Below are 26,898 nucleotides of genomic sequence, written 5' to 3'. Positions count from 1 at the left end.
CTGAAATAAAAGAACCTGATCCGGCACAGAGTGACCGGATCAGGTGGGCATCGCCCTAAGTGGCATACTTAATTTTTTATAATTATTCCATTAGCCCCAGGTGACAGGCGTCGGCTTATCGCCACGGGCTTTCATCAGCGAATCGTTATCAATATCCTTTTTATACTTCAGGAACTTACCGTAAAGCTGTTTCTCAATCTGCGGCTGTTTACCAATTTGATTGAGCGTCTCGAAACGATCGGTTTTCAGGTTATAGAGATATTTAGGTTTATTCTGGCGATCGATGATCATCTTCCAGTCGCCGTCGCGGATCGCCCACTCATCCGTCGGATCGTCCTGGAACGGCATATCGATACCGAAGATCAGCGGTTTCTGGCGTTTTAACGTCTTGTCCTTCAGGAGCGGAACTAAAGACTGACCGTCGTAGGTACGATCTGTCGGAAGTTTAAAGTCCATCATGTTGGCCAGCGTCGGCAGCCAGTCAAGACCATATACCGGCGTGTCCGTTACCATCCCCTGTGGAATGTGCTTGCCGTATTTGATGATTGCCGGTACGCGAATGCCGCCTTCCCACAGGTTGTCTTTACGCCCGCGCAGACCGTCGGTTTCCCCGGCCAGGTTCAGCTCGTATACCTTACGCGCTTCACGCGTGACAGGGCCGTTGTCGCTGGTAAAGATGACGATGGTGTTATCTTCCTCGCCCATCGCCTTAATTTTATCCAGCACTTTACCGACCTGTTCATCCATGTAGCTGATATTGGCGTAATATTCGCCGGTGCCGCGCCACGGTTTGTCTGCCCAGTCGCCGTAGAACAGATCCGGATGCTGCTTCTGGTAGTCGGTCATGTACTGCGAATACATATCAAGGTATTTTTTCGGCGACGCCAGCGGGCTATGGACTTCGGTAAAGGCGACATATAAGAAGAACGGATTATCGTCTTTCTTATTATCCAGCCAGTTCACCACTTCAGAGCTCACAAACTCGCCGCTCATCTTATCTGCGCGGCCAATATGTTGGCCATTACGAATCCACCCCGTAGGATGCACCACGCCATAGCGCGGGCGCTCCTTGGCGTTGTCCAGCGTAGCATCGGTGACAAATCCCGCCGGATTAACCAACGTATAGTCAAAGCCCATGTCTTTCGCCTGCGGCTGATCGGTGCGATCGCCGCCCGCATTCAGGTGTAATTTCCCCATCATCGCCGTATCGTAGCCCTGCTGTTTTAGCAGATTGGCGATAGTCAGTTCATTACGCCCCAGCGCAACATCTTTGCCTTCCGGTATCCAGGAACGGATTCCGGTACGGAACGGCATACGACCGGTTAACAGGCCCGCGCGGGAAGGAGAACACAGAGGCGCTGGCGCATAATAGTCGGTAAACTTCACCCCCTCCTGCGCCAATTTGTCTATGTTAGGTGTTTTAACGATGCGGTGCCCGTAGGTGGCGAGATCGCCATACCCTAAATCATCTGCCAGAATAATGACTAAGTTAGGACGCTTTGCGGTTGCCGCTTGCGCGGTTGATAATACGCTTCCAGCGCATAGCGCCAACCCTATCATACTGGCAACGACTGTTCTTTTCATTTCAACTCCTTTGAGTTATCGCACGGTCTGATTACGATATATTTGCCGATAGACCCGGCTGCGGAATACAGCCTGAATTAATTGCACTATATATATTCGATTTGTCTTATATTTCTTCCATTAACATCGTTTTATCGTAGAAAATTATTCACACTCATTATAATATTAATACCATAAATATATTTCGTGCTAAAGAAAACACGCCTGAAGCAGTCTATAAAAAAAGAAATCGAGAACGAGTGATGCAGATCTCAAATATGGCCCATATGCCAGAACCGCTATTGTGATGTCAATATATGTTGCTGTTTCAACGGTAACACCCTCATTTACTGGCAGTAAGTTGTCTTTGCGAGAGATTATTCCCATTCGAAGTTTCATTAATTTCATGCTATCCGGTGTGACTTTTACAACAGAGACATAAACTATAAATCAAATAGTTATTGCGTAATAAACAACATTATCTGACACGAATATTTGACGATTATATGTCGCTGATATTTTTGAGACATCTATCACCTACGTATAAAAATACACTCCTTAGAATTCGCTTCTTTACACAACATTTCACTGTGTTTTTACCTCATGGAGTTGAGCATGAAAAATAAGAAATATATTAATAGTCTACTCGCCGCATGTGTTCTTTTCTCTTGCTTTAATGGCCAGGCAGCGGAGTTGAAACGCGTATACGGTAAACTTAGCTTCGGATATGGCGACTGGAATAAAGGCTTTGTCAATGTCGATCGCGGCGAAGTGTGGAAAGCGGTAGCCGATTTCGGCGCCGTGTTTGACAGGGGCGAATTTGCATCATTTTATGAAATGAACGTGCTCAACCATCCGGTAGAAGGCCGTAACCATGTTACCCAATTTCTGGGACATTATAGGGTAGTAGAAGGCTCTAACTTTACCGCAATGATGAAACTCTATATGTCTATGGAGAATAAATTCGGTGATGAATTAAACATGATGTACGGGGTAGGTTATCTGGGTTTAACCAGCCCATCAGGCTTTATTAAGCCCTATTTCGCTGTTCATAACTTATCGAACGATTATACCTCTAAAAAGTATGGACAGGCGACAGGCTTTAACGGTTATGTTCTCGGTTGGGTCGCGGCTTATAACTTCGATATGTTTAATGAAAAGTTCGTCATTTCAAACTGGAACGAAGTTGAAATGGATCGTAATGATGCCTACGCCGAACAACAGGGTGGGACGACCGGCCTGAACGGCGCGGTAACGTTTACATGGAAATTTATGCCGCGATGGACCGCCTCCGTCTCTTACCGTTACTTCAATAATAAATTGGGGTATGACGGCTACGGCGACCGTATGAATTACCTGATCGGCTTCGAGTTTTAATAATTAATAAACTTGATGAATATTACTTAATTTCCCCGGTTTGTAGTCGTGAATGACACGACTACAGGCATTGTTTTTCTTTAATGTAGCGTAAATGGATGGTTTATATGAACAAAAAGTTTTCGATATCCCTACTGTCGCTGTGCATTGGTTTGTCTTCAGCCATTTCCTTTTCAGCCGATGCGCGTGACATCACAATTTATTATACAAACGATTTACATGCCCATGTAACCCCAGAAATTATCCCCTATGTATCCAAGACACGTCCGGTAGGCGGCTTTGCGCCCATCTCGAAAATTGTCAAAGATGCAAAAGCGAAAGAGAAAGATGTCTTTTTCTTTGATGCTGGCGACTATTTCACCGGACCTTTTATCAGTACGCTGACCAAAGGCGAGGCTATTATTGATATTTTAAATACCATGCCTTACGACGCCGTCTCTGTCGGTAACCATGAATTTGACCATGGCCATGAGAATCTGGTTAAACAACTCAGCAAATTGCAATTCCCGGTATTGTTGGATAATGTTTTTTACAGCGGCACAGATACGCCATTAATTAAAGAACCGTATACCATCGTGGAAAAAGATGGATTCAAGATCGGCGTCATCGGTATGCACGGCGTTTCCGCATTCTATGAAGCGATTGCCGCAGGCGTGCGTGAAGGCGTTGACTGCCGCGATCCGATTCCTTATGTGAAAAAACAGCTGGAAGAGTTAAAAGGGAAAGTTGACCTGACCGTGCTGCTCGCCCACGAAGGCGTACCGGGTATGCAGTCCAGCGCAGGCGAGGCTGATGTCGCGCGCGCGCTGAAAACCGACGTTGATATGGCGAAATCGCTGGAAGGCTATGGACTTAACGTCCTGATTACCGGCCATGCGCATAAAGGTACGCCAGAACCGATTAAAGTGGGCGATACCCTTGTCGTTTCCACGGATGCGTACACCATCGAATTAGGTAAACTGGTGCTTGACTGGAACCCGGAAACCAAAAAAGTGGACAGCTACAATGGTAAGTTGATCACCATGTATGCGGATACTTATAAGCCAGATCCGGTCACGCAGGCCAAAATTGACGAATGGGATAACAAGGTTAAGAAAATTACCGATGAGGTGGTCGCGCACTCTCCGGAAGTGCTGACCCGTTCTTACGGTGAATCCGCGCCAACCGGCAACTTAATCACCGATGCCCTGATGGCTACCGTTCCTGGTGCCGACGCTGCCTTCTATAATGCTGGCGGCATCCGTACCGAATTGCCAAAAGGCAATATCACCTATGGTGATGTGCTGAGTATGTATCCGTTCACCAACGATGTCATGAGCATGGAAATCAGCGGTAAGGACCTGAAATCCATCATGTCACACGCTGCCGATCTGAAAAACGGTATGCTGCACGTATCGAAAACCGTCCAGTTTAAATATGACAGCACCAAACCGCTGGGCCAGCGTATTGTTGAATTTGATATCAAAGGCAAACCGGTAGAAGACAATAAACTCTATACCGTCGCGCTGGATTCCTTTATCGGTAAAGGTGGTGGCGGATTTACCTTCACTAAAGGTAAAAATATCAAATATATAGGGATACAAACCGCACCGGCGTTGGTTAACTATATGAAGCAGGTTAACAATATTCAACCTGACCACACCATGCGCGTGGATGATATTAGCAAATAAGCCATAATGTTATGCGGTCGATAACCGGCCGCATAACATACTTAGTTATGCAAACAGCGGCATTTTGTATACCCGAAATGCAGAAATATCATAACGATAATTCGTGCCATTCGTCTCTTCGTTCTTGAAATAGCCCGACGTCACCATCGCTTCGAATAAGACCTCTTTCGTCTCTTTATTGATTTCTTGTAATACCAGTCGGCCTAATGCCTGTTGCCCTTCATCCGGATCGACAAGATCGCTGGAACCTGGTTGCGCGGTAATGGTATGTTCAAACTCATCAACCGTCGTCGCGCCGAAGTGAATAACCAGGTGACCATTAGTCAATAAATGCTTAGCGCTCACAAAACTGCTATAGCCCCGGTTCCCGACTTCCATTTTACCATATTCATACGGACGCGTTACGGTCATCGTGTTTAGGTTTATTTTAAACTGCACCACCCGGCTGAAGTTATCGAGCGGCAACAGACTTTTCGCATCTTCGCGTGAACGATAGTTACCATTATCAAAGACCATAAACTCCAGGATACCAGGCTCATCGTTTGGAATTTCAACAATGTTATGCTGCCCCCAGGTCCAGAAATTCTTATCTGCCGCATCAATCCCTCCCGGCGAGGTAAGATCGTACAGCGGGACACCATCATCATCGACAGGGGTTAATAAGTATTGCTTGAATTCGTCAGACCAATCCTCATGGTTCGCCATAATAAAGCGCAGTTCGCCGGAATCCACATTTACGCCAAAAATCGCGCTCTGATGTCGACCGGAACAGATCAGCAAATTGTTGGGTTCATTAATATAGCTTTGGTTGATATGCAGCCAGTCATCCATTGATACATCCTGACCTGGCGCGCTTCCGGAAGGACGCGGCGATCTGGAATAATCCATCACATACAGCATATCGTAATAGGCGACTTCAAGTCCGGTAGATAAGTTAATAATAGAAACGCCATCTTTCCCGGTTGAGTAACCGTCTGGCCGTCCATTGCTATATTCTGAAGGCGCAATCGCCAGATTGTTCTCAATGGGAAGAATGGAGTGATGGAACTCATTGTCGAGAAGATAAACAGTATAAACCCGTCCCATAATGTCAAATTCATACATATTCAGGCAATGGTTTATTCCCTGTGACGTCGCCAGGAAATGGCCGTTATCCATTCTGACAAAATTATAAGAAGGGATTTCCTGACTTACATACCACCGGACAATCCCGTTATGATCAAAAGCCAGATTATACCGATCAAAATAAGTGGAGAAATAAAGTCCTTCCTCCATCAGCGAGGCCTGCTGCGCAGGACAGGAGACGCTAATAATAGGGAAACCGAGGCTCACGTTAGCCGAATCCGTGGGCGGTAATGCGTCTGTCATTACTGTATATTGCCCGACAATTTGCGAGGCAAGGCGTAGGGTAATCTGATTATTCACCGCGGATACCATCCCACACACAGGAATAAGGTTAGCGCCCGGATGTACATCATATTGATAACGCACTGCCTCTGTCGTCGCTTCGCTATCAACAACATTGATCTCAAGCGCGGCAGCTTCATCGATCCAAACCCCCAGATAGAGACTCAACGGGGCGGTCCCGTAGGGATTTACGGTGACAATGGCCTTGTCACAGGTATTAGATTGCGTGATCTCCGCTAATCGTTGTTCATATATGGCGTTATGGTTTAACACCAGTGCGTTATTGGTATCGATTTTCTGGTTAATCGGCTCACGCGGTGCGGGCATGTTAACCATTGACGAACTTTTCTTATTCATACGTTTCTCCTTATTAATTCAGATATAGACAACGAGCGGCCGCAACAAGCCAGCCCGTTGCTTAGCAAATAACCCTACGTCAACAAGAGAAATCGGTTTAATAATTTAAAATAAAACATCCATAAAATAACGCCCAGACTAAAACTATTCTTTATCATCCGAAGATTTTATTTCCCTGGCGCTAATATAAAAGCATAACAATTATGTAGCATTAATGCATTGTGACTAATAGCCTATACCTTTTTCATGGTTGGCATAGGCCTTGCGCCATAATTCAAATTATTTTATATCAACAATAAATCAATCAAAGCATATCAATCTACTGATAAAAATTAACACTACTATCATTTTATTTTTAGAGCGACTAAAAATAAAATTTTAGTTTTTCTAAAAAACCATCATTTTTGTGACACGATACGATTTTCTCTGGAAAAAAGACGCTATTACAATCACGCCAGTTGATCCATAAATTTAATATGCATATTATTATCGCCACCCCAATTAAACCCATTAAATAACATCATGACTATTTATTTAATTAACAGCACGCACACTTACAATGATAAGACCAATGAGCTAAAAAACATAAAAACGGGAAAGATGATAAAAATTGCCGCAATGCGCATAAAGTGTCTGGAATATATGCTGAATCATGCACAACAAGAGATCATTTATAAAAAACAACTCACTAATGAACTTTGGGGGGAAAGAAGTCAATTTATCAGCGACGCCAACCTGACCCAGATTTTATATCTACTGCGGCGCGATCTTAAAGGCTTTGGCCTGAGCCAGTTTTTTTCCACGGTGCCTCGAACTGGTATTAAAGTAGATGCTAACATTATTATCAGCAATGAAAAGAAAAATCTCCCCTCTTCTTTAAAAAAAGAAGAGTATAAATATATAGCATTATTTTTTGCTTTACTGACCATGGTCATAACGGTTATTTATTTAATACAATAATTTGATATTAAACCGACAAATCGCATAAGGATGTGCTTCCTTCAACCAAAGCGTCAGGCTGCTTTTCCTGGCTAAAAAGAAAGGTCGACTGAAATGTTGATATCAGTTTTTTGGCATTTTTATAATGGGTGCTGTTTGTAGCCAGATAAGCATAAACGGGTAATGTACGAAAAATTATTTCATCAGGCATACGTAGTATTTTTATATTATAACGCCGCACATCTCTAAAATAAGTAGCAATCTTTCCTGGCAAAATCGCAACCATATCGCTTTTTTCAACAACACCGATAACTCCAAATAGTGAATCACTATAATAACCTATTTCCCTGCGCCCCGCATAAGGCGTACTGCTCTTGAATAAATCAATGCTATCAGTGGTGAAGGAAGAGAACATATCTGAATGATAAACAGCATGTCTGGCAGCATAAAAATTATATAAAGACATTTTTTCAAGCCCAACCAATGGACTTTTTTCACCACAAACACAAACAAAATCAGATAAATTATCAATAAGATAACTTTCGATCATCTCATTCTTAATTTCCAGAATTCCCATGATGACATCCGCATAGCCATGCGTCAGCATGGAGGCTGGTGAGTATTCCCCTGTTTTTTTAATCGCATAGTGTTTAATAATATATCGATTCATCAACACAGTATCCAGCAATGCCGGAAAATAGTAATTTTCAGTGATATCACTTCCCAGAACAATGAGTTCATTACTCTCCTGAGCATCTGTTTTATCGCACAGTGTGCTTTCTATAGATTCAATTGCCTGGCGAAATACCTGGTGGAGCGATTTACCTTTGCTGGACGGAACTAATCCTTTGCGGGTTCTGATAAATAACTCTTCGCCATAAAGATTTTGTAAACGAAGAAGAGCCTGAGAGATCGCCGCAGGCGTGACATCCAGTTTCCTCGCCGCCCTGGTTGCATTTCCTTCAGTAATAACCGTATCGAACACTTTGATCAGATTGTAGTCAATTTTTTTAGCATTTTTTATTGGCCGCATATAGGTTATCCTGGCTGGTATAATCTGGCACCATCATTTAAGGCGCAGATTAACCTTGCACCACACTTATTTCAATAAGTAAATCATTTCCTCTATCTGTTTGTTATTAAATTATAATTTTATTGATATCATTTCAGCCTGTGTAAAATAAAAACACATGATGCTATTTTATAAAAAACATCAAAAATATCTGGCACACTTTATAAAAAAGTAAAAAAGCATAATATTATCCCGTTTAATCATAAATGATTCTCTTATTTCTTTGCGGTTCTCTACGCTTATCCGTACTGATGTAAGGAGTACTTTACCGCCAGTGAACACACTGACAGTGTGAAACGTACCTTATGAATATCAAAACGGAGTGAATTCATGAGACAATATACTATTAATAACGAATTTATTTATAATGAGTCGTTAAGAGAAATAATATCATTACATGATAAAAAAGTGCTAAAGGTGACGCTAATGCGTGCGCGTTGTTTAAGCTATCTTTTTGAAAATGCCTACAAGAAACTGATTACGCGGGAGATGATTTCACACGCAGTTTGGGGAGAGCGAAGTCAATTTGTTAGCGATGCTAATTTGACGCAACTTCTTTATCTGCTGCGACGAGATTTACAACAAATCGGGCTTTTCGAACTGTTCGTTACGCTCCCCAGGCAGGGGATAAAAATCGATGAAAGATTTATCATTGACGCTGCTGACATACCGCCACAAGCTATTCAACATCATACTCACCGATGTAATAAAATTATATCCATTGGTATTCCCACTCTTTTTTTATTGATCGTGCTTTTCTTTTTAGCGCCGTTTATCTGAAGATAAAGTCTGTAGACCGTGTCCCGGGAAGGTGAGAACATTTTTCATAATATCCTCACACGACACTGACGGGACACCATCTGCGGTCTGCTACGCGGTTCAGTCATAGACAATGCGTAGAACTGTTAATTGCTTATCTTCATCCAAATAATCTCGTTTTACCGTTGCATGAGGAGACGATATCGGCGTGATAATATTCTCGACAATAATATAACGTTCAACTCCCTCTTTATTATGGCATTGAATTTCTAAGGTTCCTACGTCATTCCAGCAGCCTGCTTCAACAACCGATCCCATAAAATGAATCTGAGCGGTCGGTTTCGCTGTCCCTTCATGAACGATAAAGGAAAGTAAAATCACCGGTATGACGCAACGCATAGACTTCATTTTACTTTCACTCCTGTGCGTTCTCCTCTGAGCGAATATCACCCCTTCGCTTTCTGAATCGCCATTTGCAACATATCCTGAGTCGTGCTTCCCGGGATCACGGTCACCCGTTTTACATCACCGTTTTGCGTCTGAGGCATAACGACAAAAGCAGGCGTGCCGCTAAAGTCCATATGCTGCGCCAGTGCCTGGTTAGTGAGGAGCGCATCATGTACTGCACCGCTGCTTTGCGCTTCTTTTACGGCGGCCAACTGCGTCGACGTTAGATAATGTTGCGCCAGGGTGTAGACATCGTGTTCCGTTAACGCGCCTTCCACCTTCCCTGTGGCATAAAGCGCATTATGCCAGTCGAGATATTTCGCCCCGCCCTGTGTAAGCCATACCTGTTCGCCGACTCTGGCCGCCAGTCCGGATACTGGCCAGCGGGAGGAAAAAATAGGAAACTCTTTGAAAATAAACCGGGTATCCGGGTTCGCCTTAATCAGGTTTTCGACCACAGGCGCCATTTTGCTGCACCACGAGCACTGGTAATCAAAGAACATCACCACCGCCGCTTTTGCCTCGTTGGGCCCAACGGAAGGACTGCTGCTACTGAGCAACTCAGCACGATACTGTAATGCCAGTTGAACATACGCCTGTTGTTGCGCAATCTGCTGACGCTGATGCAACGTCTCACTGGCGGCGACCAAAAATTCCGGATGTTCGGCCAAGTACGTTGCCACCACCTCTCCCACTTTATCCGGATGACTGACGATGTAGGCTTCCGCCGTCGGGCCAATTTGCGACGTCGGGGCAGAATCGGCGGCGATTGCCGAGGCGGATACGGCAACGCCTGCCAACGTCAACATCGCCAGTCGGGAAAGTTTTAACGCGTGATAATACATAATAAAAGTCTCGTTCGATAAGATCGGAAAGCCTCCCGCTATCGGGAGACGCCTGAAAAATAGGTTAATGAATACGCGTCAGATCCACGGCTTGCGCTGGCATTACCCGCCCATAGTCATTAATACTTTGCCAGCGCACAGTGCAGCGAACCGTGTGCCGGCACCAGTCCGTTTGACGCGTTGCAAAGGGAGCCACGACCCCGGCGTTGTCCTGGGCGCGCTCGTTAGCGCGTAATAAAAAGAGCGTAACGTAATAGGGTGTCGGATTGCGTACCGTCGCGCCATCGGGGGTAAGCGACCAGATCAGATGCCGGTAGGCCTGCTGCGGATTGCCGGCGAGTCCCTCAGGGCGATAGAGCAATTTTAAAGCCGAACGAAACGCCATTTGTACACGGTTCGCTTCCGGTTTACCGGAGGGAATAGCGGCTATACTCAAGGTAAACAGACTTTCCCTGTCGGCGGGTAGCGGTCCGCCGGTATAAACCATCCGCATTGAGTTTTCCTGGCGCGCTGAAAGCATAAATAATGGCGGCGTGACCACGAAGGGCGTGATATTCCCTTCGTTTTTGGTTCCAGGCCAGCGGCCACCAGGTAAAATATGCGTATCAATTAACCAGGACGCTTCTGAATGGTTACTTACCGGTACGCTTAATGCCGGGGCGCCCGCATGATAGATAAAGCGAGTACCGCCAATTACCACGCCAGCCTGCGCCCATGATATGGGAAGCAAGCACCAATATATCGCGCAGCGTAAAAAGAGCTTATTCATAGGCAAGAATGAAGGTTGCGGAGGCATTGGCGTCCCCGGGCGTTACCGCGCCGCCATCGGCAAGATAACGCGCGTAAAATTGCAGATGTGCCGACGCCTGGCCCGGACTGAGCGTCACCACATCACTCTCCTGCCCCAGTGGGATTAAGGTTTTATTTTGATCATAAAGCGCAATCCCAATGCCTGAAGCGTCGCTTTCCCCTGCGGTAAGCGCCAATAAATCCGTATTACGACTGTCCGCCGCACCGCTAAAACTGACCGTTACGCCGCTGGCAGTGCTGCCGCAGTTTTGTAAATCGATAGCAAAAGGTTGCCATGCGGAACCGTCGCCTGCGCGATAAAACTGCCGTTGAGAAACCGCGCCCATCGCCACGTTAATATTTTCCGAGCCTGGAGAGAGCGAACACGTATTGTCCGTGATGGTTCCGGAGACATAGACCCGGCCATCGTGCGCCTGGACGCCGGATGCCGCCAGCAGCATCCCGATGCCGTACAGGATATCGTTACGCATAATTACGATGGCTCCTCATTCATACTGCATATCGAAATACATGACCGCCGTCGCGTTCCCGGACGTGACCGTCGGCCGGGTCGATTTATAGCGAATATAAAAAGACAGCGTGTTGCGTCCGGCTTTCAACGGATAGACCACCGAGTCGGCATTATTGATACTGATGGTATCCTGATCATCATTCAGAATTTCCACCCCAACCCCGCTTGCTAACATGTTTCCGCTTCCCATTCCGGTATCGGTTATCGCCAGTAGCGCGGGATTGTCCGGATCGGGTTCGCCAGTAAACCAGATCTTCGCCCCGGCAATTCCTCGGGAACAATTTTTGAGGTTGATATTAAAGGGCTTAAATTTTGTCGTTGTTCCTGTCGAAGGAAAATCGCCAACCGCAAACTGTCCTAAATCAATACTTTGACTGAGGCTGGAGATATCTATGTCGCAGGTTTGCGCCACAATAGTGCCGGTAAATTCGAGGTTATAAGCGAGGTCGTCAGCGCTGGCATTGATTTGTGGACACAGCATTAGTCCCATGGCAAAAAGAGCGCAGTGTGATCTGTTCATTTAGTCAAAGTCCACTCGCAGGCTGGCCAGTGCGGTAAACGCCCCTTCCGCAGGCGTTTCGCCTGTTGTACTTACCGGGTAGGCTTGCAATGTGATGTTAGCGCGTCCGGCGCTATCGGTGATAAAAGGCGCGACGCTCTGTACATCATTGGGGATAAGCGCGTTTCCTTCATCGGTTTCGACCACTACGCCGACATCCGCATTATCCGAAGCGATAGCCTGGGGAAAGTGGCTATCCGGCGTAGCGATAAGACGCATTGTTAAATTGACCTGCGAATCCAGACCGCTGCACTTTACCGGTACGCTGAATTTTTTCGCTCGTACCCCCTCCGGCTTTTGGCCTGCATGATTGAAATTGCCGCTGTATAATGCGCCGAAATTCACCAGAATCGTTTGTCCGGCGTTGATTTCGCAGCTTTGCGGTACGGTCACCGTTCCACTATAAAGAATGCTGTATACGACATCTGTCAGCGGATCGCCTGCGGCGGTCATGACATAAACATTGAACATAGTCTTAGGACTAATATTCACCGTGCCGACGAACGGTTTAACAATTTTGAGCTGAAACTCCAGATTTGAGTCACGAACGTAAAACGGTTGACCCGCTTTCACATTTTCATCATATCCCATCAGGACATTGTTCATTGGCGGATAGATATCTCCCGCCGAAGAATCCTCAATTCGCATTCCGCCTTCCAGGTAGTCCGGGTCCAGCTTTAAATATTTCCAGTTACCGCTCGTTTCTACGACCGGATATGGCGACACATAGGAGCGATAAGTCTGGCTATAGGTCGCCGCGCCGGCGGGACACACCGCCTGTACATTAACTTCCTGGCTTTTTTCCAGTTGAACCGTTTTTCCCACCTGGTTTTGTTCTGCCGTCAGAGTGGTCGTTAAATCGTAATTAATACTGGAAGGTACACCGTTAACGTTTTTACACACGTCTGCGAAGGCGTACTGCGATACGACACTTCCCGCCAGCAGAGCAAATAAAAGAGGTATTTTCATTTAATGACACTCCGCATGTTGTCGACTCAGAATCTGACGGGAGGAAGAGAGATGATAGGATGCGACGCACTGTTGATCCGGCAGGTTCCCCCAGCGAACGTGCAGAACGCCTTGCGCTGACAACCCGGAAAGATAGACTTCCCCGGCCTCGTCAACAATCGCCTCCGCATGGCGATCATTCACCGTCACCGTTGCGCCAAAGGGTACAGGCTTACCGTTATGATTCAGCGTTACCAGGGCACGCGCGCCGACTCGCGCTTTAAAGCGGGCCAGAACCAGCGCGCCTTCGGTCGGCACAACGCGAGTCACCGCGTCATCAATATCGACATCATCCGCCATGGCGTTAACGTCCAGCGCCATACGGTTTTGGCGATATGTTGTCGCATACGGCACCACCGCATAGCCACGCGCGTCCGTATGAATACCCGGCTGGTCGACAACGCCGACATTGGCTGCGCCCGGCGCGGCAATCAAAATATTGGTATTGCCCAGCGGCTGGCTTAGCGTCACTCCATGCGCGTGCGCCACCAGGCCGCCGCTCAGGCCATAATTCACCTGCTGGTAATCGCCGTTATCGCTAACGTTATAGCCAATATTGGCGTTGCCTTTTGCGCCATCGTATTCCAGGCTGGCGGCGCCGCTTTCGCCAATACCGTGATTCTGATAACCTTGCTGTATGTTGTAACTAAGATTGTTTTCGTCCAACAGTGTGCCGCTAAGGCCCGCATTCTGCGTAACGTTATGCTGTTTGTCCGTACTGGTGCTAAAGGTAGCGTAAACATTGTGATGGCGCGTGACCTCATCATCGTGTTGCAGCCATTGACTTAGCGGCACCGAGATATTCAGCGCGAAAATTTGATCGCGCTCCGCATCGCCTGCGGATTTGTTATTGTTGTAAGAAACGCTCCATGCAATCCCCGCCAGCGTATCGCTGTATCCCACCTGCAACAAAGAATCCTTTTCATCAGTGTGCCAGTAACTTTGCTGACTGCCGGTAATAAAAAGCGATCCCAACCCGCCTAGCTGTTGATTGATATCGAGTTGTACTTTCCCCCTCCTGGTATAATAAAGATTGTAATAATCCGCCCATTCCGGCCTGCTTTTATCGCTGTCAGTCCGACTGTCATCGTCATAGCCGCTCATCCGTTTCCACGTGGTATCATCCAGCGTATAAAAGCCCGAGGTTGAATAGCGATAACCCATAAGCTGTAAATTGGTTCCTGACTGTGCAAGCGATTTGGCATACAGGAAACGCAGCGATTGCCCCTGGTAGGTGTTATTATCCGCCAGCGTACTGGTAGCCTGGGTGACATCCAGCGACACCGCGCCCCAGTCGCCCAGATTTGCGCCGCTGCCGATCGCCAGCGCGTGATAATGACTGGAAAGTTGTGTTCCGCCATACAGCGTAAAACCATGCGGTAACCCCCATATCAAGGTCGCCTGACTGAATTTCACCTTCTCTTTTTGACTACTATCGCTGCGATACTCCGCCACCGTCGCCGCATACTTCAGCCGCCCTTCTCGTTGTAGAATCGGCACGGCGGAATAGGGCACGTTATAGCGATTAATAGAACCGTCGGACTCTTTGACTTCCACAGTCAAATCGCCGCTGGCGGCGGTGGGATAGAGATCATTAATAGTAAATGCCCCGGGCGGCACATAGCGCTGATTGATGATGTAGCCGTTTTGCCGAATGGTCACTTGCGCGTTGCTTCTGGCAATGCCGTGAATGGTCGGCGCGAAGCCCTTCATGCTGTCTGGCAACATATTGTCGTCAGACGCCAGTTGTAGGCCGCGAAAAGGAAGGCTGTCGAATAATGCGGAGGGGGTATAACTATCGCCTGCCGTCAGTTCTCCCTGCAAAAAGACCACATCACGTTCCAGATAAGTACTGATGTGCTGCCAGTCGCTGTCGCTATTCTGATCGCCGCTATTCGCGTTCCATGTGGAGTAGTCGCGTAACCGCCAGGCCCCCAGATTAAGGCCGCTATTCAATCCAAGAAAATAGCTGTTCTCCGCACTGCCGCCAGGGCTCCGATCCTGACTATTCGCGCCGGTAAAGGTGTAATTCAATAGCAACGCGTTAATACCTTCATCCCAGTATTGCGGTGGGATATAGCCTCTGGCGCTGGCAACCATCGCCGCCTGCGGGATGCTAATGTCGAGACGTTGCTGCGCAAAATCAAAGCGGGTCCGGGCGGCCGGTATCGCACTGGCGAGATCCGGACAACTTCCCGCCGCCGCCTTCGCCAACAGTGGAAACGCCCCGGTGTTTACCCCCATATTTTTAAGCATTTCAGGCGTCAGGCAGGCGCGTAATCCGCTGTCATCGGTGGGCGCGCTTTTTCCCGTCGTTTTCACCACCTGGAAGGCAATGTCTCTGGTCGCGAGAAACGTATTGTTCAGGTAAACGTCAACGCGATACATCCCCGCCGCCTGGGCATTACGGGAAAAGGTCGATAAGTCAGCCACCGCAGACGGGTCGTCAGACAGAAATGCCGGGTTGAAATAGTTTTCCGCCCACCCCGGCGCAGGCGCCAGTGCGATAGCCAACGCCAGCGGGGTTAATACGGGTTTAGTTACGCTGGAGTAATATCGCGTCATGAAAAGCTGATTACGCATAACATCATGAAGCTGGACAAACGCGTGCTGGCGTCGTTGCGCCAAAATCGTTTACCGTGCGCAAAGATACCTGGCCGGGCGTCGCCGGGAGAGTGATCGCGCCTTTCGGCGGTACCATAGTATTCGGCAGTTTTTTCCCCGCGCTGTACAGTTCAACCATCGAAACGTAGTACGGCGAAGGGTTAGTAATCGTTAGCTGGCCGCGCTCGTTACGGCAGCGAAGCGTCGACGGGGCATGAGCTGGCGCCTCCGCCAGATTTTTCGGGCGGATAAATAGCTTAATCACGCTTTGCGTCGCAATTTGCAGGGAGTTGCCGGTCAATTTATTTTTATCGACAGAGGGTATCGCTTTACTGTTTAAATAAAATACGCTTTCGCGATCGGTCGGTAATGACGGCCCGACATACATAATACGTAATATATTTTCTTTTTTAGGCTGGATCACAAAGAGAGGCGGCGTAATGATAAAATCCGTCGAGCGTGAACCATCGGCATTGGCGACCCATGACTGAATTAAAAAAACATTGCTGGCAGAAGAATTAATAATCGGCAAGGAGGTTTGCTTACTTCCCTGCGGATAAATCACCCTGGTCGCGCCCAGCGCAATGCCTCCCGCCTGCGCGGCAAACGACAGGCCGGCCGCCGACAGCAGTAGCAATAATCGAAGGAAAATCGGTACGTTTTTTTTCATCTGCGTAATATCCTGATGCCGTCGGTTTGTTACGCGCAGTGACGCGCGTAACGCCCCTTTCTCGCCTCCCAACAGACGAGAAAAAAATCCCGATAAGGAATCAGGAATAAACCATGCTAAATGTCGCCGTCGCGGTAACATTACCGGCAGTCGCCGTACCGGTAGCGATATAATCCACGCTAAGCGGAATAACGTTTTCGCCATCGTTCAAGGTAACAGTACTGGACGATTCACCGATATTCAGCGCCTGGCCATCTGGTCCATAAAGTTGTAATGCCACATTCGTCGCCGAACCTGCCCCAGCGGTATTCGCCAGCGACCCCGGCTGGTTTGCGTCCTGTTGGCCATTAAAAATCACCGCCGCATTCTGGCTGGTCTGAGTATCGCAGTCTTCCAGTTTAATGGTGAAATCTTCTTTTTGATTCGCCACCATACCGGCCTCGGTTAATTTACTGGCGCGAACCTGGCCTAATGTCACGGTCTGATCGACAGAGTCAGCGGAAACAGAACAGGCGGCGTCAACGACCTGTCCGACAAAATTTACCGTACCGCCAGTGACGGTTGTAGTATCCGCTTGCGCGGTGGACAACATTCCGCCAAAGGCAATTGCAGAGACCATTAATGCTAGTACAGGCTTTTTCATTCAAGCTCCTTTTAAATATAAAAATGAGGATAATCAGATTTTTTTAACGAAACGGCTGCTGATATTTCTTCACAGCAATATCACGACTTTTTCTTATGCGAAAAAAAGTGTCTTCTTGTTCTGATATAAATGTCAGAGGCAATAAAACAGCCACTCAACGTCGTGAGTTAATCTTTACGTTATAATGAGATAACGATGTTATTAATTATTAGCAAGCCAACGGCAAGTTGCAATCATCGACATTTGGTTTTATAGGACCAGACATAACTTCTTGTTTTATATTAACTTTACACCAGCCGTTCGGCCTATCTCCTTTAGCTGTATTGACTTTTTAAAAATAACCTTCATAAGAAATTTTAATAAAACATTTTATTAACGATATCAGGCAAATTCAGTCGAGATATGTAAATATATCGTTGCGTATAGTACATTAATACGCCACTGGCAGTTTTCCGAGCGCCGTCAGCCGCCCATTATCAATATGGATATACCCGCCTTTTTTTAGTTCAGACAGAATCTTCATGGTCCGACTGCGCGATATCCCGGTACGCCGTTGAATAAAATTCAACACGATAATGCTTTCCCGGTAGGCCTGTGGATAAGCCCAGATTTCAGTCAGCAGCGCCCGAACTTTCAGATAAGAATCGACGCCGACTAATTCACGATCGCGCGCGCTCATCACCATCAGACGGTAAGCCAGACAACGGGCCACGTCGTGCCATAAATCGCATTCATCGGCGATTTTTATAAAATCCGGCAGGCGAACAAATCTACCGGTACAAACCGTTTCTGCGAGCAAAAAGTGTTCCGGTCGCGCGGGGACATTATAGGTAGCGCCATAGCTGTCAACCATACCCACGACCGATGGCGCAAACGATGAAGATATATGGAGTCGTTTGTCATTATGACAGAAAGAAACAACGCCAGACTCCAGTAATACAATGTAGTGTTCATCGTTTGCCTGTAAATAAAACTCATCGCCGATACCCAGCGTAAACGGTTGGCCAAATGGCAACAAGGCCGAAAATAAGGCATCAATCGCCGCGTGAGGTTTAGCCTGCTGAGAAAAAAGAAAAGAGTGTAATGAATTCTCATTATTATCTTTAGCAAAAGCGTCGTTCATCATTTTTTTCATTAACGGTTGTCTACTCAATGTAGCGTCACAGTATAACCTCTCAAAAAGTACTTAAATTAATAATAAATAACATCGCTATGCAGTATTTCTGTATTCACAAGGCACTAATACGCAATATTTTTAAGATTAAGACAATTCTTAATACAAAATGATTACAGAAAATTAATAACGAATTACGCATAAAGAATGAGAGGTCAGGGGGCGCAAGAAAAGAGATTCGAAAGCACGCGCCTTCGAATCTCAAACTAATAGTCCAGATTAATGCAAATAAGCAGTGATATTATCTGAAATAGCGTGGAGCAGCATAATACTCTACCATTTTATCCGCCAGCCAGCCGCCGTCTTCACCGTTAGAATGGATTGTCGTAATACTGATAGTAGAACCACCGCCCCATAAGATCGAAAAGACGTTAAAGTCCGGTAGGTTCAGCGCCTGCATCTGGCCCCAGTCATACCCTTTATCTTTACGTAAAAAGTCGCCGACGGTCGGGACGCCGTAAGTCGCGCTATTTAAGGCCGTATTGAGTAGCTGCAAAGAGAGCGTGTCAGGATCGCTGCCAATGCGGGCGTCACCCATAAAAAAGGTTCCGCCGGATGCAAAGTGCGCAGCGCTGATTTTACTGACGCCCTCTTCTACTGTAGGCATATGGCCGCCAGGGATTTGCCACAGCATGGCGGGCGTCAGCAGCGCTTTCGTCACCTGTTTGACCATCGCCAGGTAATTAAGCCAGCATGTCGCATTCCAGCCATAGTGGGCAAGCGCATCAGGACTGAAACAGTCACGCTCAAATTTATCAAACGCAATAAAGTCCGGCGCATATTCTCCGCTATAAACGCCCAGTTCATGAATAAATCCGGCGATCGCCTGCCCTTCAGCTACCGGATCAGCGGTATCGCGCAGCACCCAGTCCGCCGTTCCTGTCGCCCAGACATTCGTCTGCCAGCCAAAAGCCACATCCGGGGCAAACTGACGAACAAGATAGTTCACCGCCTGAATATAGCCGTAGAGATCGTCGCTAAACGTCGGCAACGAAGGCGCGATAAAGCCAGCCATCGCCGGTAATGCTTGTATCGCCGCCGCCAGTTGGGCATTCACCGGCACACTGTTTTTTTGCCGTACTACGGTATAGCCATACGGTCCTTGCTGTAGCGCCCCGAGAAAATCCGGGTTAAGCACAAAGGTGGCCGGGACAGGATGCGCCTCATCTTTGTATGACTGCGCCGCCAGACACTGGGTAATAAAGTTACCAAAATGGTTACGTAGCTTTTGCGCATCCTGTAAATCCGCCAGCGCGCTACCGCCGCTGGCATTCGCGGTATAAATGACCATTACCGGCATGATGCTACGCCCGGCTTCTTTTTCTATCTGGCGCACCAGCGCAACGGTTTTATGGATCGGTAACGTCGCGTAATCCAGAAAACCATCCCCGTTCACGTCAACCTCCGCGGCCGGAACCGGATCGCCGCCGCCGTCAAAACCATCGTATTTAAACAACGCGCTAAACGGTATATCGCGATAAAGAGAAACCGTCTCTGGCGCGTTAACCGTCACGCCGCCATGAGCAAGGTAATCAGGCCAACCTTTTACCTGTAGCGTCACGCCGGGCAGAAACTCCAGCGCCACATGGTTGACCTTTTGCAACAACCGTAGCGGCCCGGCCTGTTCACAACGCCACGGCACACTGTCGATGAAAATATCGTCCGTCTGAACATCATACAGCCCGGGCGCAAAGCGTAATGCCAACGTCTGCCGATCGCTGCCGCTCTCCAGCATTAATGAGTACTGATATTTACCGCTGCTGAACAGATAACGCTGCGGCGCGACGCCATCGGGCAGGCCCAGTAGAGTGGCATCCACCGTCACGAAACTCGCCGTGTCGAGCGCTGACTGTTGGTAAGCGACAGCAACCTCGGCAACCTGCGCCGCAGCAGGGATAAACCCCGTAAGCTGTATGGGGGCCGATATAAAGCGGTTATTAATCATCGCAGGCTGCAGATTGACCGTATAATGATGCCCCGCCAGTAGCCGGGTGATTAACTGCGGTTGGTTGGCGATCAGCGTGACAGTACGCTCATCCGCTTGCGTAGCATCGGCGATTTCAACGGTCAATTTCGCATTACCAAGCGCAGGGGCGTCAATCATCAGACGCGCGCTGGCATAACGGACAATCGGCAGACAGGATACCTGGACCTGCGCGGCGGCATCGCCGGATTGCAACGTAACGGTAAAAGAGGACTCTACTGGCGCGATTTGCATCTCATCATTCGCCAGTACCGGTACGGTAAGCCGATACGTTCCTGCGCTAAGATCGCCTATTGTCAGAACCTCTCCCCACTCACCGACAAAGCGCCGGATTTCGCCGGCAGGAAACAGCAGCTCAATCGCCGGTTTGAGCGCCACGGTCTGCGTCATGGCAGGAAAATGAACATAAATTTTTCCCTGACGGGCAGGGTCATGGGCCAACGTCGCGCTCAAATCGCTGATGGCAACTGGCATCTGCGTGGCGGCCAGATAGCACTGTAATTCGACGGTATCCCCCGCCGCCAGCATCAGCGCGCCGTCATGATTAATGGTGATGGTATTCTTCTCGATGGGCCATCCCCCATCGCTGGCCAGCGTCACGGCCTGATTCCCCAGCATTGTTCCCTGAAACGGACTGTAGGGATCGGGGTGCGCGCTGGCCGTAAAATTCAGTTGAAGCTGATTGAGATCTACCGCCTGAGCGTAGAGGTTGGTCAGCGTAAAGGTGACGCGTTGATACCAACTCGCGGTATTCAACTCGCTAACGTTAAGCGTAAGGCCGCGTTCCTGAAGGTCATTGTCCTTTTCCGGCACATCGGGTTCGGCGGGTTGTTCGTCTGCGGCGGGTATCGCTGGCGTCTCCTGATCGGATGGGGTTTCAGACTCTGCGTCTTCGGATGACGATGACGCCAGCGTCAAGGTGATGGCGGACATTTTTACCGGCACCTGCGTCGCCGCGAGGCTGAAAGAGAGCGTCCCGCGTTCGCCCGGCTGAAGAAGTAATGCATCGCTGTTATTAATGATGATGTTGTTAGTTTCCAGCGTGCCATACGAACTCTCATTCAGCGTAAGCGGCAGGTTCCCTTTGAGCGTACCGCCGCTATTTCCCCATGGATCGATGTGCCCGGAAGCCGTGAATGATATTGCGGCATGGTTCATATCGACCGGATTACCGCTCTCATTGATGAAGGTTAAGGTGATTTTTTGATACCAGCTGTTGACGTCAAATGCGCTGGCATGGATGGAAATGGTCATGGTCTGCTCTTCCTCTGTCCCTGGTGGAGAAAAGCCCCGGTAAACCGGGGCTTGAATCATGAAGCCCAATACATCGTGCTTAATGCCGTGTATTAGTAAGCGCCAAGATCGGTCCATGCACCGCCGACACCGCAGTTCAGGTCAGGCTGGTCGCCCATAGACCACCATTTCACCTGATAGTTATGGCCTTTCCAGCTAACGATTTCGAAAGAACCCCAGTTTGCGCCATAAACGGTAGAAGCATCCCACTGCGCGTAAGGTGACGTTTTGTCATCTGCTGACGTATCATCCTCAGCCGGCGTGGTATCTTCTTCCTCGTCCGGTACAGGAACGATAATCTCTTCTTCCTCTTCCTCTTCCGGTTCCGGTTGAACCTGAGATAGCGCAGGCACAGCCGTCAGAACAAAGCGCTGTTGAGAGGACGGTTCGTTGTAGCAGTCGCGTACAAACAGGGTGAACTGGAAGGCTGTTTTTTCGCTAACTTCCGGTACCACAACCTCAATGATTTCAGCCGTTTTGTCTGCCACAGTGATTTGAGAAGGCACGCCCCAGCTAAAGGACAGCTCATCGTTATCTTCATCAGAAGAGCCTGCGCCAGACAGCTGTACCGTAGATCCGCCTACGACCAGCAGTTCAATCGCCGCTTTCGGCGCGTGGTTGACCTTCTGCGCGTCGTCGCTGTCGCTCTGCTCTTCATCTTTTTCTACATTGATACCTTCAAAGTAGAACGGTTCCATATCGATAACTTCAGATTCGATTTCATAACCCAGACCTTCACGCACGGCGTTAACCAGCACGCCGTTGTCCTGATCGATAGTCCAGGTAAACACGCCGCCCAGGCCCAGTTTCGCTGCATATTCGCCTTTTGCTTTGACGGTACGCGGCGTATCCAGGGATAAAAACAGTTTGGATTCCGGGCTATACAGGTAGTCAGCATCAGCGACCTGGTCGGTGTAAACGTTGAAACCGTTACGGCCTTTCTGGTTTTCCAGATCCAGGTAGCTATAAATGACGTCATACCATTCGCTGGTGCCGGATTCGAAGGAACCGGTAGTAACGCCAGAACCTGGGTTGTAAGAACCTTTCAGCGGCGACAGGGATTCAATTTCTACCTGACGAGCGTTACGGGTATAGCCGGCATAACCGATGTTGATACGGTCAGCGGAGAAACCTTCCGCCAGCAGGTGATCAACGATGGTTTCGACAGCCCAGCCGCCCTCTTCCAGCGCTTTGCGGTTGGTGTGGTGGCCCAGAGTTTCCGCCCACGGCGTACCGAAGAAGTCATAGGTCATCAGGTTGATGCCATACAGGCCAGCAGCCATCAGATCTTTTACTTTCGCATAGTCAAAAATAGTAGTGACAGCAGAAGCGGCAATAGAGATCTTCACATTGCTCAGACCAGCGGAATCCAGCTGTTTACGCAGTTCGGCAATCAGCAGCGCGTAGTTAGCGCCATCTTCCGGACCAAACGGGTTGCCCGCCCCTTCATCGTTCGGGTATTCCCAGTCAATATCCACTTCGCTGAACATCGGGAACTGTTTGAACAGTTTCACCACGCCTTTGGCGAAGATTTTACGAGAAGAGTCAGAAGCGGCGGTTTCGTGGAACCCGTTACTCATGCTCCAGCCGCCGATACTCATGGAGAGCGCCAGCGTGTGGCCTGCGGCTTTCGCTTTTGCCTGCATATCACGCAGCGCGCCCAGCATACCTTTGGCGTTAGCCTGGGTCACGGTTTTCGGATCAACATCCCAGCCGCTGGTTTCAAAACCCAGGTTGATATAAGACTGGAAATCACCCCACGGATCGAGGAAGGTCGGTTCATATTTCACTTTGCCGCACTGTGCTGCCGCTTCTGCTACGACGTCGCGGTCTTCTTTATCAATTTTTCTGAAACCGGTGATGCCAACAAAGCCGAAAATCAGTTTGTCATAAGCCGTCGGTGAAACGTTGGTTAAATCATAACCACGGCCCGGTTGGGACATATTGCCTTGCAGACGGCTGTCATACTGTGACCAGTCGGTGTAATAACCGAATACCTTCGGTTTAGTCGTGGAATTTTTATATTTATTGTATACCGGTTTCGCAACACGAGCGGAAGTATAGCTTATTTTATCATCGCTTGTTGCAGGGTCAAAACCATTCGCTGCATGAGTAGTTTCAGTAATTGTATCGCCTTGAATCAGTTTGCTTGTAGCCATTTTCAAATTTCCTTTTACGTTTCAAAATTGTCGCAGCTCGTTCTGCGGGGTCCATAATCGTTACAGGCATAAAAAATAGCTAATCACAAAACATCATCTTTTTAGATGATATAAAAATCATAAAAATGAGATTAACAACACCGTCTGTCGAAGAGAAAACAACATCTCTCAGCGCCCGCTTAGTCCGTTCTGGTGAGAGCATAGTAAATATCATTTATCATGTAATTAAATATCATTTAATTTCAATGAAATAATGTGATTACACTCGCTATAGACAATGACAATACAATAAAACCAGTGACATTTATTGGATTAAGACATTTCTCATACAATATAGTCACCACAGACAACCAGGATGTACATTTCTAAAGGAAGACGTTATGAAAACTTATATCATTAATAGCAACTGCATTTACAATGAAGGTAAATATGAACTGAGGACGGTCTCAAATTCACAGGTTATTAAAATGACTGCGATGAGAGCCAAATGCCTCAGTTTCATCATCGAGAATGCTCATCTGGAGATTATCGAGCGACAAAAAATAACCACTGCGTTATGGGGAAGTCGAAGCCACTATGTTAATGATGCAAATCTAACGCAGATTCTCTATTTAATCAGACGTGACCTTAAAGCGCTTGGTATTAACGATCTTTTTATTACCATTCCAAGACAAGGTCTCAAAGTGAATAGTGATATCGCCATTATCGCGACGGATAGCGAAACAAAGGGAAGAAAAAAACAGATTGTACGGCAAACCATCGCCGCCCTGACGACCGTATTTTCAGTAACGTTAGGTTCTCTCATGTATCTGCATATTCACTAAGCGAAGGAAAGGGAAGATGAATCCAATTATAGATGGAATTATTGCGCTTGAAGGCGGTTACGTATTTAACCCTAAAGATAAAGGCGGCGCCACCCATTGGGGCATTACCGAAGCCACGGCGCGAGCGCATGGCTATGCTGGCGATATGCGGGATCTGACCCACGCTGAAGCCTACGCGATTCTCGAAGAGGATTATTGGATAAAACCAGGCTTTGACGTCATCTCGACGCTATCGTGGCCAGTCTCCTTCGAGCTGTGCGATGCGGCAGTCAACATAGGCGCTTACCACCCCAGCGCGTGGCTGCAACGCTGGTTGAACGTCTTTAATCACGAAGGTAAACGCTACCCGGATATTCATGTGGATGGCAATATTGGCCCGCGGACGCTTGCCGCTCTCGAACATTATTTGGCCTGGCGAGGCCAGGAAGGGGAAGCCGTTTTGGTGAAAGCCCTCAATTGCAGTCAGGGCACGTACTACTTAAACGTTGCTGAGAAAAACCACAATAACGAACAATTTATTTATGGCTGGATCAAGAATAGAGTGACCTAGACCCGGCTGAAAAAAGACGCGTAAAAGGCTCACGGATGAGCCTGATACTGCGAATGATAATTAATCTGAATTATTTCCTTCGATAATTTTTTTAATCCGCCGCCCAAGAATTTTTAAGATCGGACTCGCGAAAACACCGCCTAAGCCTGCCGCCAACAGAACAATGTTGAAACTGCACTCTTTTTCGATCGCAATCGCGCTTAACAAGAAACTGGTGAAGCAGGAAATCACGATCTGCGTTAAGCAATATTTAATACTTTCATGAGAACTATTATATTCTGTCTTATCTTTGCGTAAAAGATAGCTGACAAAGCCTCCCCACGCGCCAATCGAAATAATAGTGAGTAAGATCTCTAGCTCCAATAGCACAACTTCCGTTGTCGACACATGGTTGGGAATAGACATTTTAACACTCCGAAATCATTATAAATGAATAATTAACACAAGGAGTGTAAGCGCCCTGTCAGAAGGGTAAAAATCAAAGCACATCATTTAAAACCATATTAAATCAAAGCGTAAAAATGAGGTGTATTAGCGACGGAAGGAGGAAAGCGTTTGTAACATACTTACCATCTCATTAATCGTCGATATATTTCTACTATTTTTATTCCAGGATGCATAGACCTGAACTGACTTCAAAGCCAGTTCGGGCGGAGGCTGAATAAATTTAATGTCATATTTACGATGATTTTTATAAAAAAGCGCTAATTTCAAAGGCATCAATGCAATCAATGAGGTTCGTTCGATCATGCTCATCAAACCGTTAAGCGAATCACTGCGATAGCCGACAATACGCCTGCCAGTATAGTAAAACTCATCCTTAAATAATTCACTATCATGATATATCACTGAAGCCCCCATCCCCGGCTGATATAACGCATGACGCGAAGAATAAAAATGATGTAGCGACAGTTGTGAGAGGGTACTCAGCATGTGTTTACTGCTACAGATACAAACAAATGATTTAAAACTATCAATAATTTGATTCTCTATGCCGGACTCCAGCAAAGGTTCGGCACTAATCAACAGATCGCCTTGCGCAGTAAACAGAAGTTCGCTGATATGCTCCCGACTCATATTTCTGACAGTAAAATGATTTATCAAAATACGGTCAAATATATCGCTGTTATAGAGCTGAGAAAGATAATAGCTTTCAACAATATCACTGCCTAATAACGTTATCTGGAACGCTTCATCTTTTTTACTATTACAGAGAAAGGTGTCATCCACCAGTTTCATCACCTGACTGAAATTTTGGTGAATGTCGACAGCCTTAGCTGTGGGGATGAGCCCGCCTTTCCCTCTGCTAAACAGTTCTTCCGGGTAATAACTCTGCAGGCGCTTTAACGCCAGAGAAACGGCAGCCGGTGTAATGCCTAACTTTTTTGCCGCCATAGCCGCATTTCCTGACAAAATAACAGCGTCAAGAATTTTGATTAAATTATAATCAAAGCTCTTGTTGGCACCTTTCGATCCCATTCGCTGTCTGCCTCCGGAAACTAAAAAAAGCAATATAGATAATACTCAAGATAAATCAATTCACAGCATCTAAAAAAGCAATCATTAATGTCATCACATCACGTTTTTTTAAAGAATAAGCGTATACAAAACTGCTGATTAACATCAATTTGTTTATCAGTAAAAACAAAATATCAACAAATGAGAGGATACGA

23 protein-coding genes are annotated in these 26,898 nt (G+C 47.4%); 6 read left to right on the top strand and 17 right to left on the bottom strand.

What is annotated here, in order from left to right:
* Positions 1 to 90: 90 nt before the first annotated feature.
* Positions 91 to 1,584, bottom strand: coding sequence for a sulfatase (locus EOS97_RS13705; RefSeq protein WP_000831886.1), 1,494 nt, complete (start codon positions 1,582 to 1,584; stop codon positions 91 to 93).
* Between the two features lie 594 nt (positions 1,585 to 2,178).
* On the opposite strand from EOS97_RS13705, the gene EOS97_RS13700 reads away from it, so the two are divergent.
* A complete protein-coding gene (locus EOS97_RS13700) occupies positions 2,179 to 2,940 on the top strand; it encodes an outer membrane protein OmpK (RefSeq protein WP_000791534.1) in 762 nt (253 codons plus the stop codon).
* 98 nt (positions 2,941 to 3,038) lie between these two features.
* Entirely contained in the window at positions 3,039 to 4,610 is a 1,572-nt protein-coding gene (locus EOS97_RS13695; RefSeq protein WP_000262864.1) for a bifunctional UDP-sugar hydrolase/5'-nucleotidase, read from the top strand.
* A gap of 45 nt (positions 4,611 to 4,655) precedes the next feature.
* Here EOS97_RS13695 and EOS97_RS13690 read toward each other — a convergent pair whose 3' ends face one another.
* Positions 4,656 to 6,374 (bottom strand): aryl-sulfate sulfotransferase, encoded by a 1,719-nt coding sequence (locus tag EOS97_RS13690; protein ID WP_001036508.1) that lies wholly within the window; start codon positions 6,372 to 6,374, stop codon positions 4,656 to 4,658.
* Between the two features lie 522 nt (positions 6,375 to 6,896).
* Between EOS97_RS13690 and EOS97_RS13685 the strand changes: the two genes are divergently transcribed.
* Positions 6,897 to 7,334, top strand: a complete 438-nt coding sequence (locus EOS97_RS13685; RefSeq protein WP_000158341.1) for a transcriptional regulator — start codon at positions 6,897 to 6,899, stop codon at positions 7,332 to 7,334.
* Positions 7,335 to 7,341: 7 nt separating this feature from the next.
* On the opposite strand, the gene EOS97_RS13680 is transcribed toward EOS97_RS13685, so the two are convergent.
* On the bottom strand, positions 7,342 to 8,346 hold the full coding sequence (locus EOS97_RS13680; RefSeq protein ID WP_001247402.1) for a LysR family transcriptional regulator: 1,005 nt from the start codon (positions 8,344 to 8,346) through the stop codon (positions 7,342 to 7,344).
* Positions 8,347 to 8,715: 369 nt separating this feature from the next.
* Here EOS97_RS13680 and EOS97_RS13675 point away from each other — a divergent pair, with 369 nt between their 5' ends.
* Positions 8,716 to 9,165 carry a transcriptional regulator gene (locus EOS97_RS13675; RefSeq protein WP_001250361.1) on the top strand — a complete coding sequence of 150 codons (450 nt, stop codon included), beginning with the start codon at positions 8,716 to 8,718 and terminating at the stop codon, positions 9,163 to 9,165.
* A 99-nt stretch (positions 9,166 to 9,264) separates the two neighbouring features.
* Here EOS97_RS13675 and EOS97_RS13670 read toward each other — a convergent pair whose 3' ends face one another.
* The 12 genes from EOS97_RS13670 to EOS97_RS13615 form a co-directional block, all read right to left on the bottom strand.
* A complete protein-coding gene (locus EOS97_RS13670; RefSeq protein ID WP_000839833.1) occupies positions 9,265 to 9,552 on the bottom strand; it encodes a hypothetical protein in 288 nt (95 codons plus the stop codon).
* Positions 9,553 to 9,590: 38 nt separating this feature from the next.
* Complete coding sequence (locus EOS97_RS13665) at positions 9,591 to 10,436, bottom strand: DsbA family protein (protein ID WP_000291396.1); 846 nt, start codon at positions 10,434 to 10,436, stop codon at positions 9,591 to 9,593.
* A gap of 64 nt (positions 10,437 to 10,500) precedes the next feature.
* Positions 10,501 to 11,232 carry a fimbrial chaperone BcfG gene (gene bcfG / locus EOS97_RS13660; RefSeq protein WP_001135044.1) on the bottom strand — a complete coding sequence of 244 codons (732 nt, stop codon included), beginning with the start codon at positions 11,230 to 11,232 and terminating at the stop codon, positions 10,501 to 10,503.
* A complete protein-coding gene (locus EOS97_RS13655; protein WP_001243232.1) occupies positions 11,198 to 11,716 on the bottom strand; it encodes a fimbrial protein BcfF in 519 nt (172 codons plus the stop codon). Before EOS97_RS13655 ends, bcfG begins: the two co-directional genes overlap by 35 nt.
* Positions 11,717 to 11,731: 15 nt before the next feature.
* A complete protein-coding gene (locus tag EOS97_RS13650) occupies positions 11,732 to 12,277 on the bottom strand; it encodes a fimbrial protein BcfE (RefSeq protein ID WP_001082038.1) in 546 nt (181 codons plus the stop codon).
* Complete coding sequence (locus tag EOS97_RS13645; RefSeq protein WP_000701237.1) at positions 12,278 to 13,285, bottom strand: fimbrial protein BcfD; 1,008 nt, start codon at positions 13,283 to 13,285, stop codon at positions 12,278 to 12,280. It abuts the gene before it with no gap.
* Complete coding sequence (gene bcfC, locus EOS97_RS13640; RefSeq protein ID WP_001805567.1) at positions 13,286 to 15,907, bottom strand: fimbrial usher BcfC; 2,622 nt, start codon at positions 15,905 to 15,907, stop codon at positions 13,286 to 13,288.
* Positions 15,908 to 15,911: 4 nt separating this feature from the next.
* Positions 15,912 to 16,598 (bottom strand): fimbrial biogenesis chaperone BcfB, encoded by a 687-nt coding sequence (bcfB, locus tag EOS97_RS13635; protein ID WP_000742551.1) that lies wholly within the window; start codon positions 16,596 to 16,598, stop codon positions 15,912 to 15,914.
* Positions 16,599 to 16,698: 100 nt separating this feature from the next.
* Complete coding sequence (locus EOS97_RS13630; RefSeq protein WP_000743357.1) at positions 16,699 to 17,241, bottom strand: fimbrial protein BcfA; 543 nt, start codon at positions 17,239 to 17,241, stop codon at positions 16,699 to 16,701.
* Positions 17,242 to 17,671: 430 nt separating this feature from the next.
* Positions 17,672 to 18,376, bottom strand: coding sequence for a winged helix-turn-helix transcriptional regulator (locus EOS97_RS13625; RefSeq protein ID WP_000738619.1), 705 nt, complete (start codon positions 18,374 to 18,376; stop codon positions 17,672 to 17,674).
* A 280-nt stretch (positions 18,377 to 18,656) separates the two neighbouring features.
* The gene (locus EOS97_RS13620) at positions 18,657 to 21,653 is read right to left on the bottom strand and encodes a hypothetical protein (protein ID WP_000155813.1); all 2,997 of its coding nucleotides are present in this window, start codon (positions 21,651 to 21,653) and stop codon (positions 18,657 to 18,659) included.
* Between the two features lie 92 nt (positions 21,654 to 21,745).
* Complete coding sequence (locus EOS97_RS13615; protein WP_000235804.1) at positions 21,746 to 23,851, bottom strand: glycosyl hydrolase family 18 protein; 2,106 nt, start codon at positions 23,849 to 23,851, stop codon at positions 21,746 to 21,748.
* Positions 23,852 to 24,231: 380 nt separating this feature from the next.
* On the opposite strand from EOS97_RS13615, the gene EOS97_RS13610 reads away from it, so the two are divergent.
* On the top strand, positions 24,232 to 24,675 hold the full coding sequence (locus EOS97_RS13610) for a transcriptional regulator (protein WP_000860681.1): 444 nt from the start codon (positions 24,232 to 24,234) through the stop codon (positions 24,673 to 24,675).
* A 16-nt stretch (positions 24,676 to 24,691) separates the two neighbouring features.
* Entirely contained in the window at positions 24,692 to 25,225 is a 534-nt protein-coding gene (locus EOS97_RS13605) for a glycoside hydrolase family 108 protein (RefSeq protein WP_001068132.1), read from the top strand.
* 60 nt (positions 25,226 to 25,285) lie between these two features.
* Here the strand turns inward: EOS97_RS13605 and EOS97_RS13600 are convergent, their stop codons facing one another.
* Together EOS97_RS13600 and EOS97_RS13595 are read right to left on the bottom strand one after the other, a co-directional pair.
* Positions 25,286 to 25,630, bottom strand: a complete 345-nt coding sequence (locus tag EOS97_RS13600) for a phage holin family protein (RefSeq protein ID WP_000026889.1) — start codon at positions 25,628 to 25,630, stop codon at positions 25,286 to 25,288.
* A gap of 126 nt (positions 25,631 to 25,756) precedes the next feature.
* Entirely contained in the window at positions 25,757 to 26,704 is a 948-nt protein-coding gene (locus EOS97_RS13595; protein ID WP_000534908.1) for a LysR family transcriptional regulator, read from the bottom strand.
* Positions 26,705 to 26,898: the final 194 nt, after the last annotated feature.

The sequence above is a fragment of the Salmonella sp. SSDFZ54 genome (assembly GCF_004010735.1).
GTDB lineage: Bacteria > Pseudomonadota > Gammaproteobacteria > Enterobacterales > Enterobacteriaceae > Salmonella > Salmonella enterica.
The sequence above is the reverse complement of the archived record's forward strand: the minus strand, read 5'-3'. Positions and strand labels throughout refer to the sequence as shown.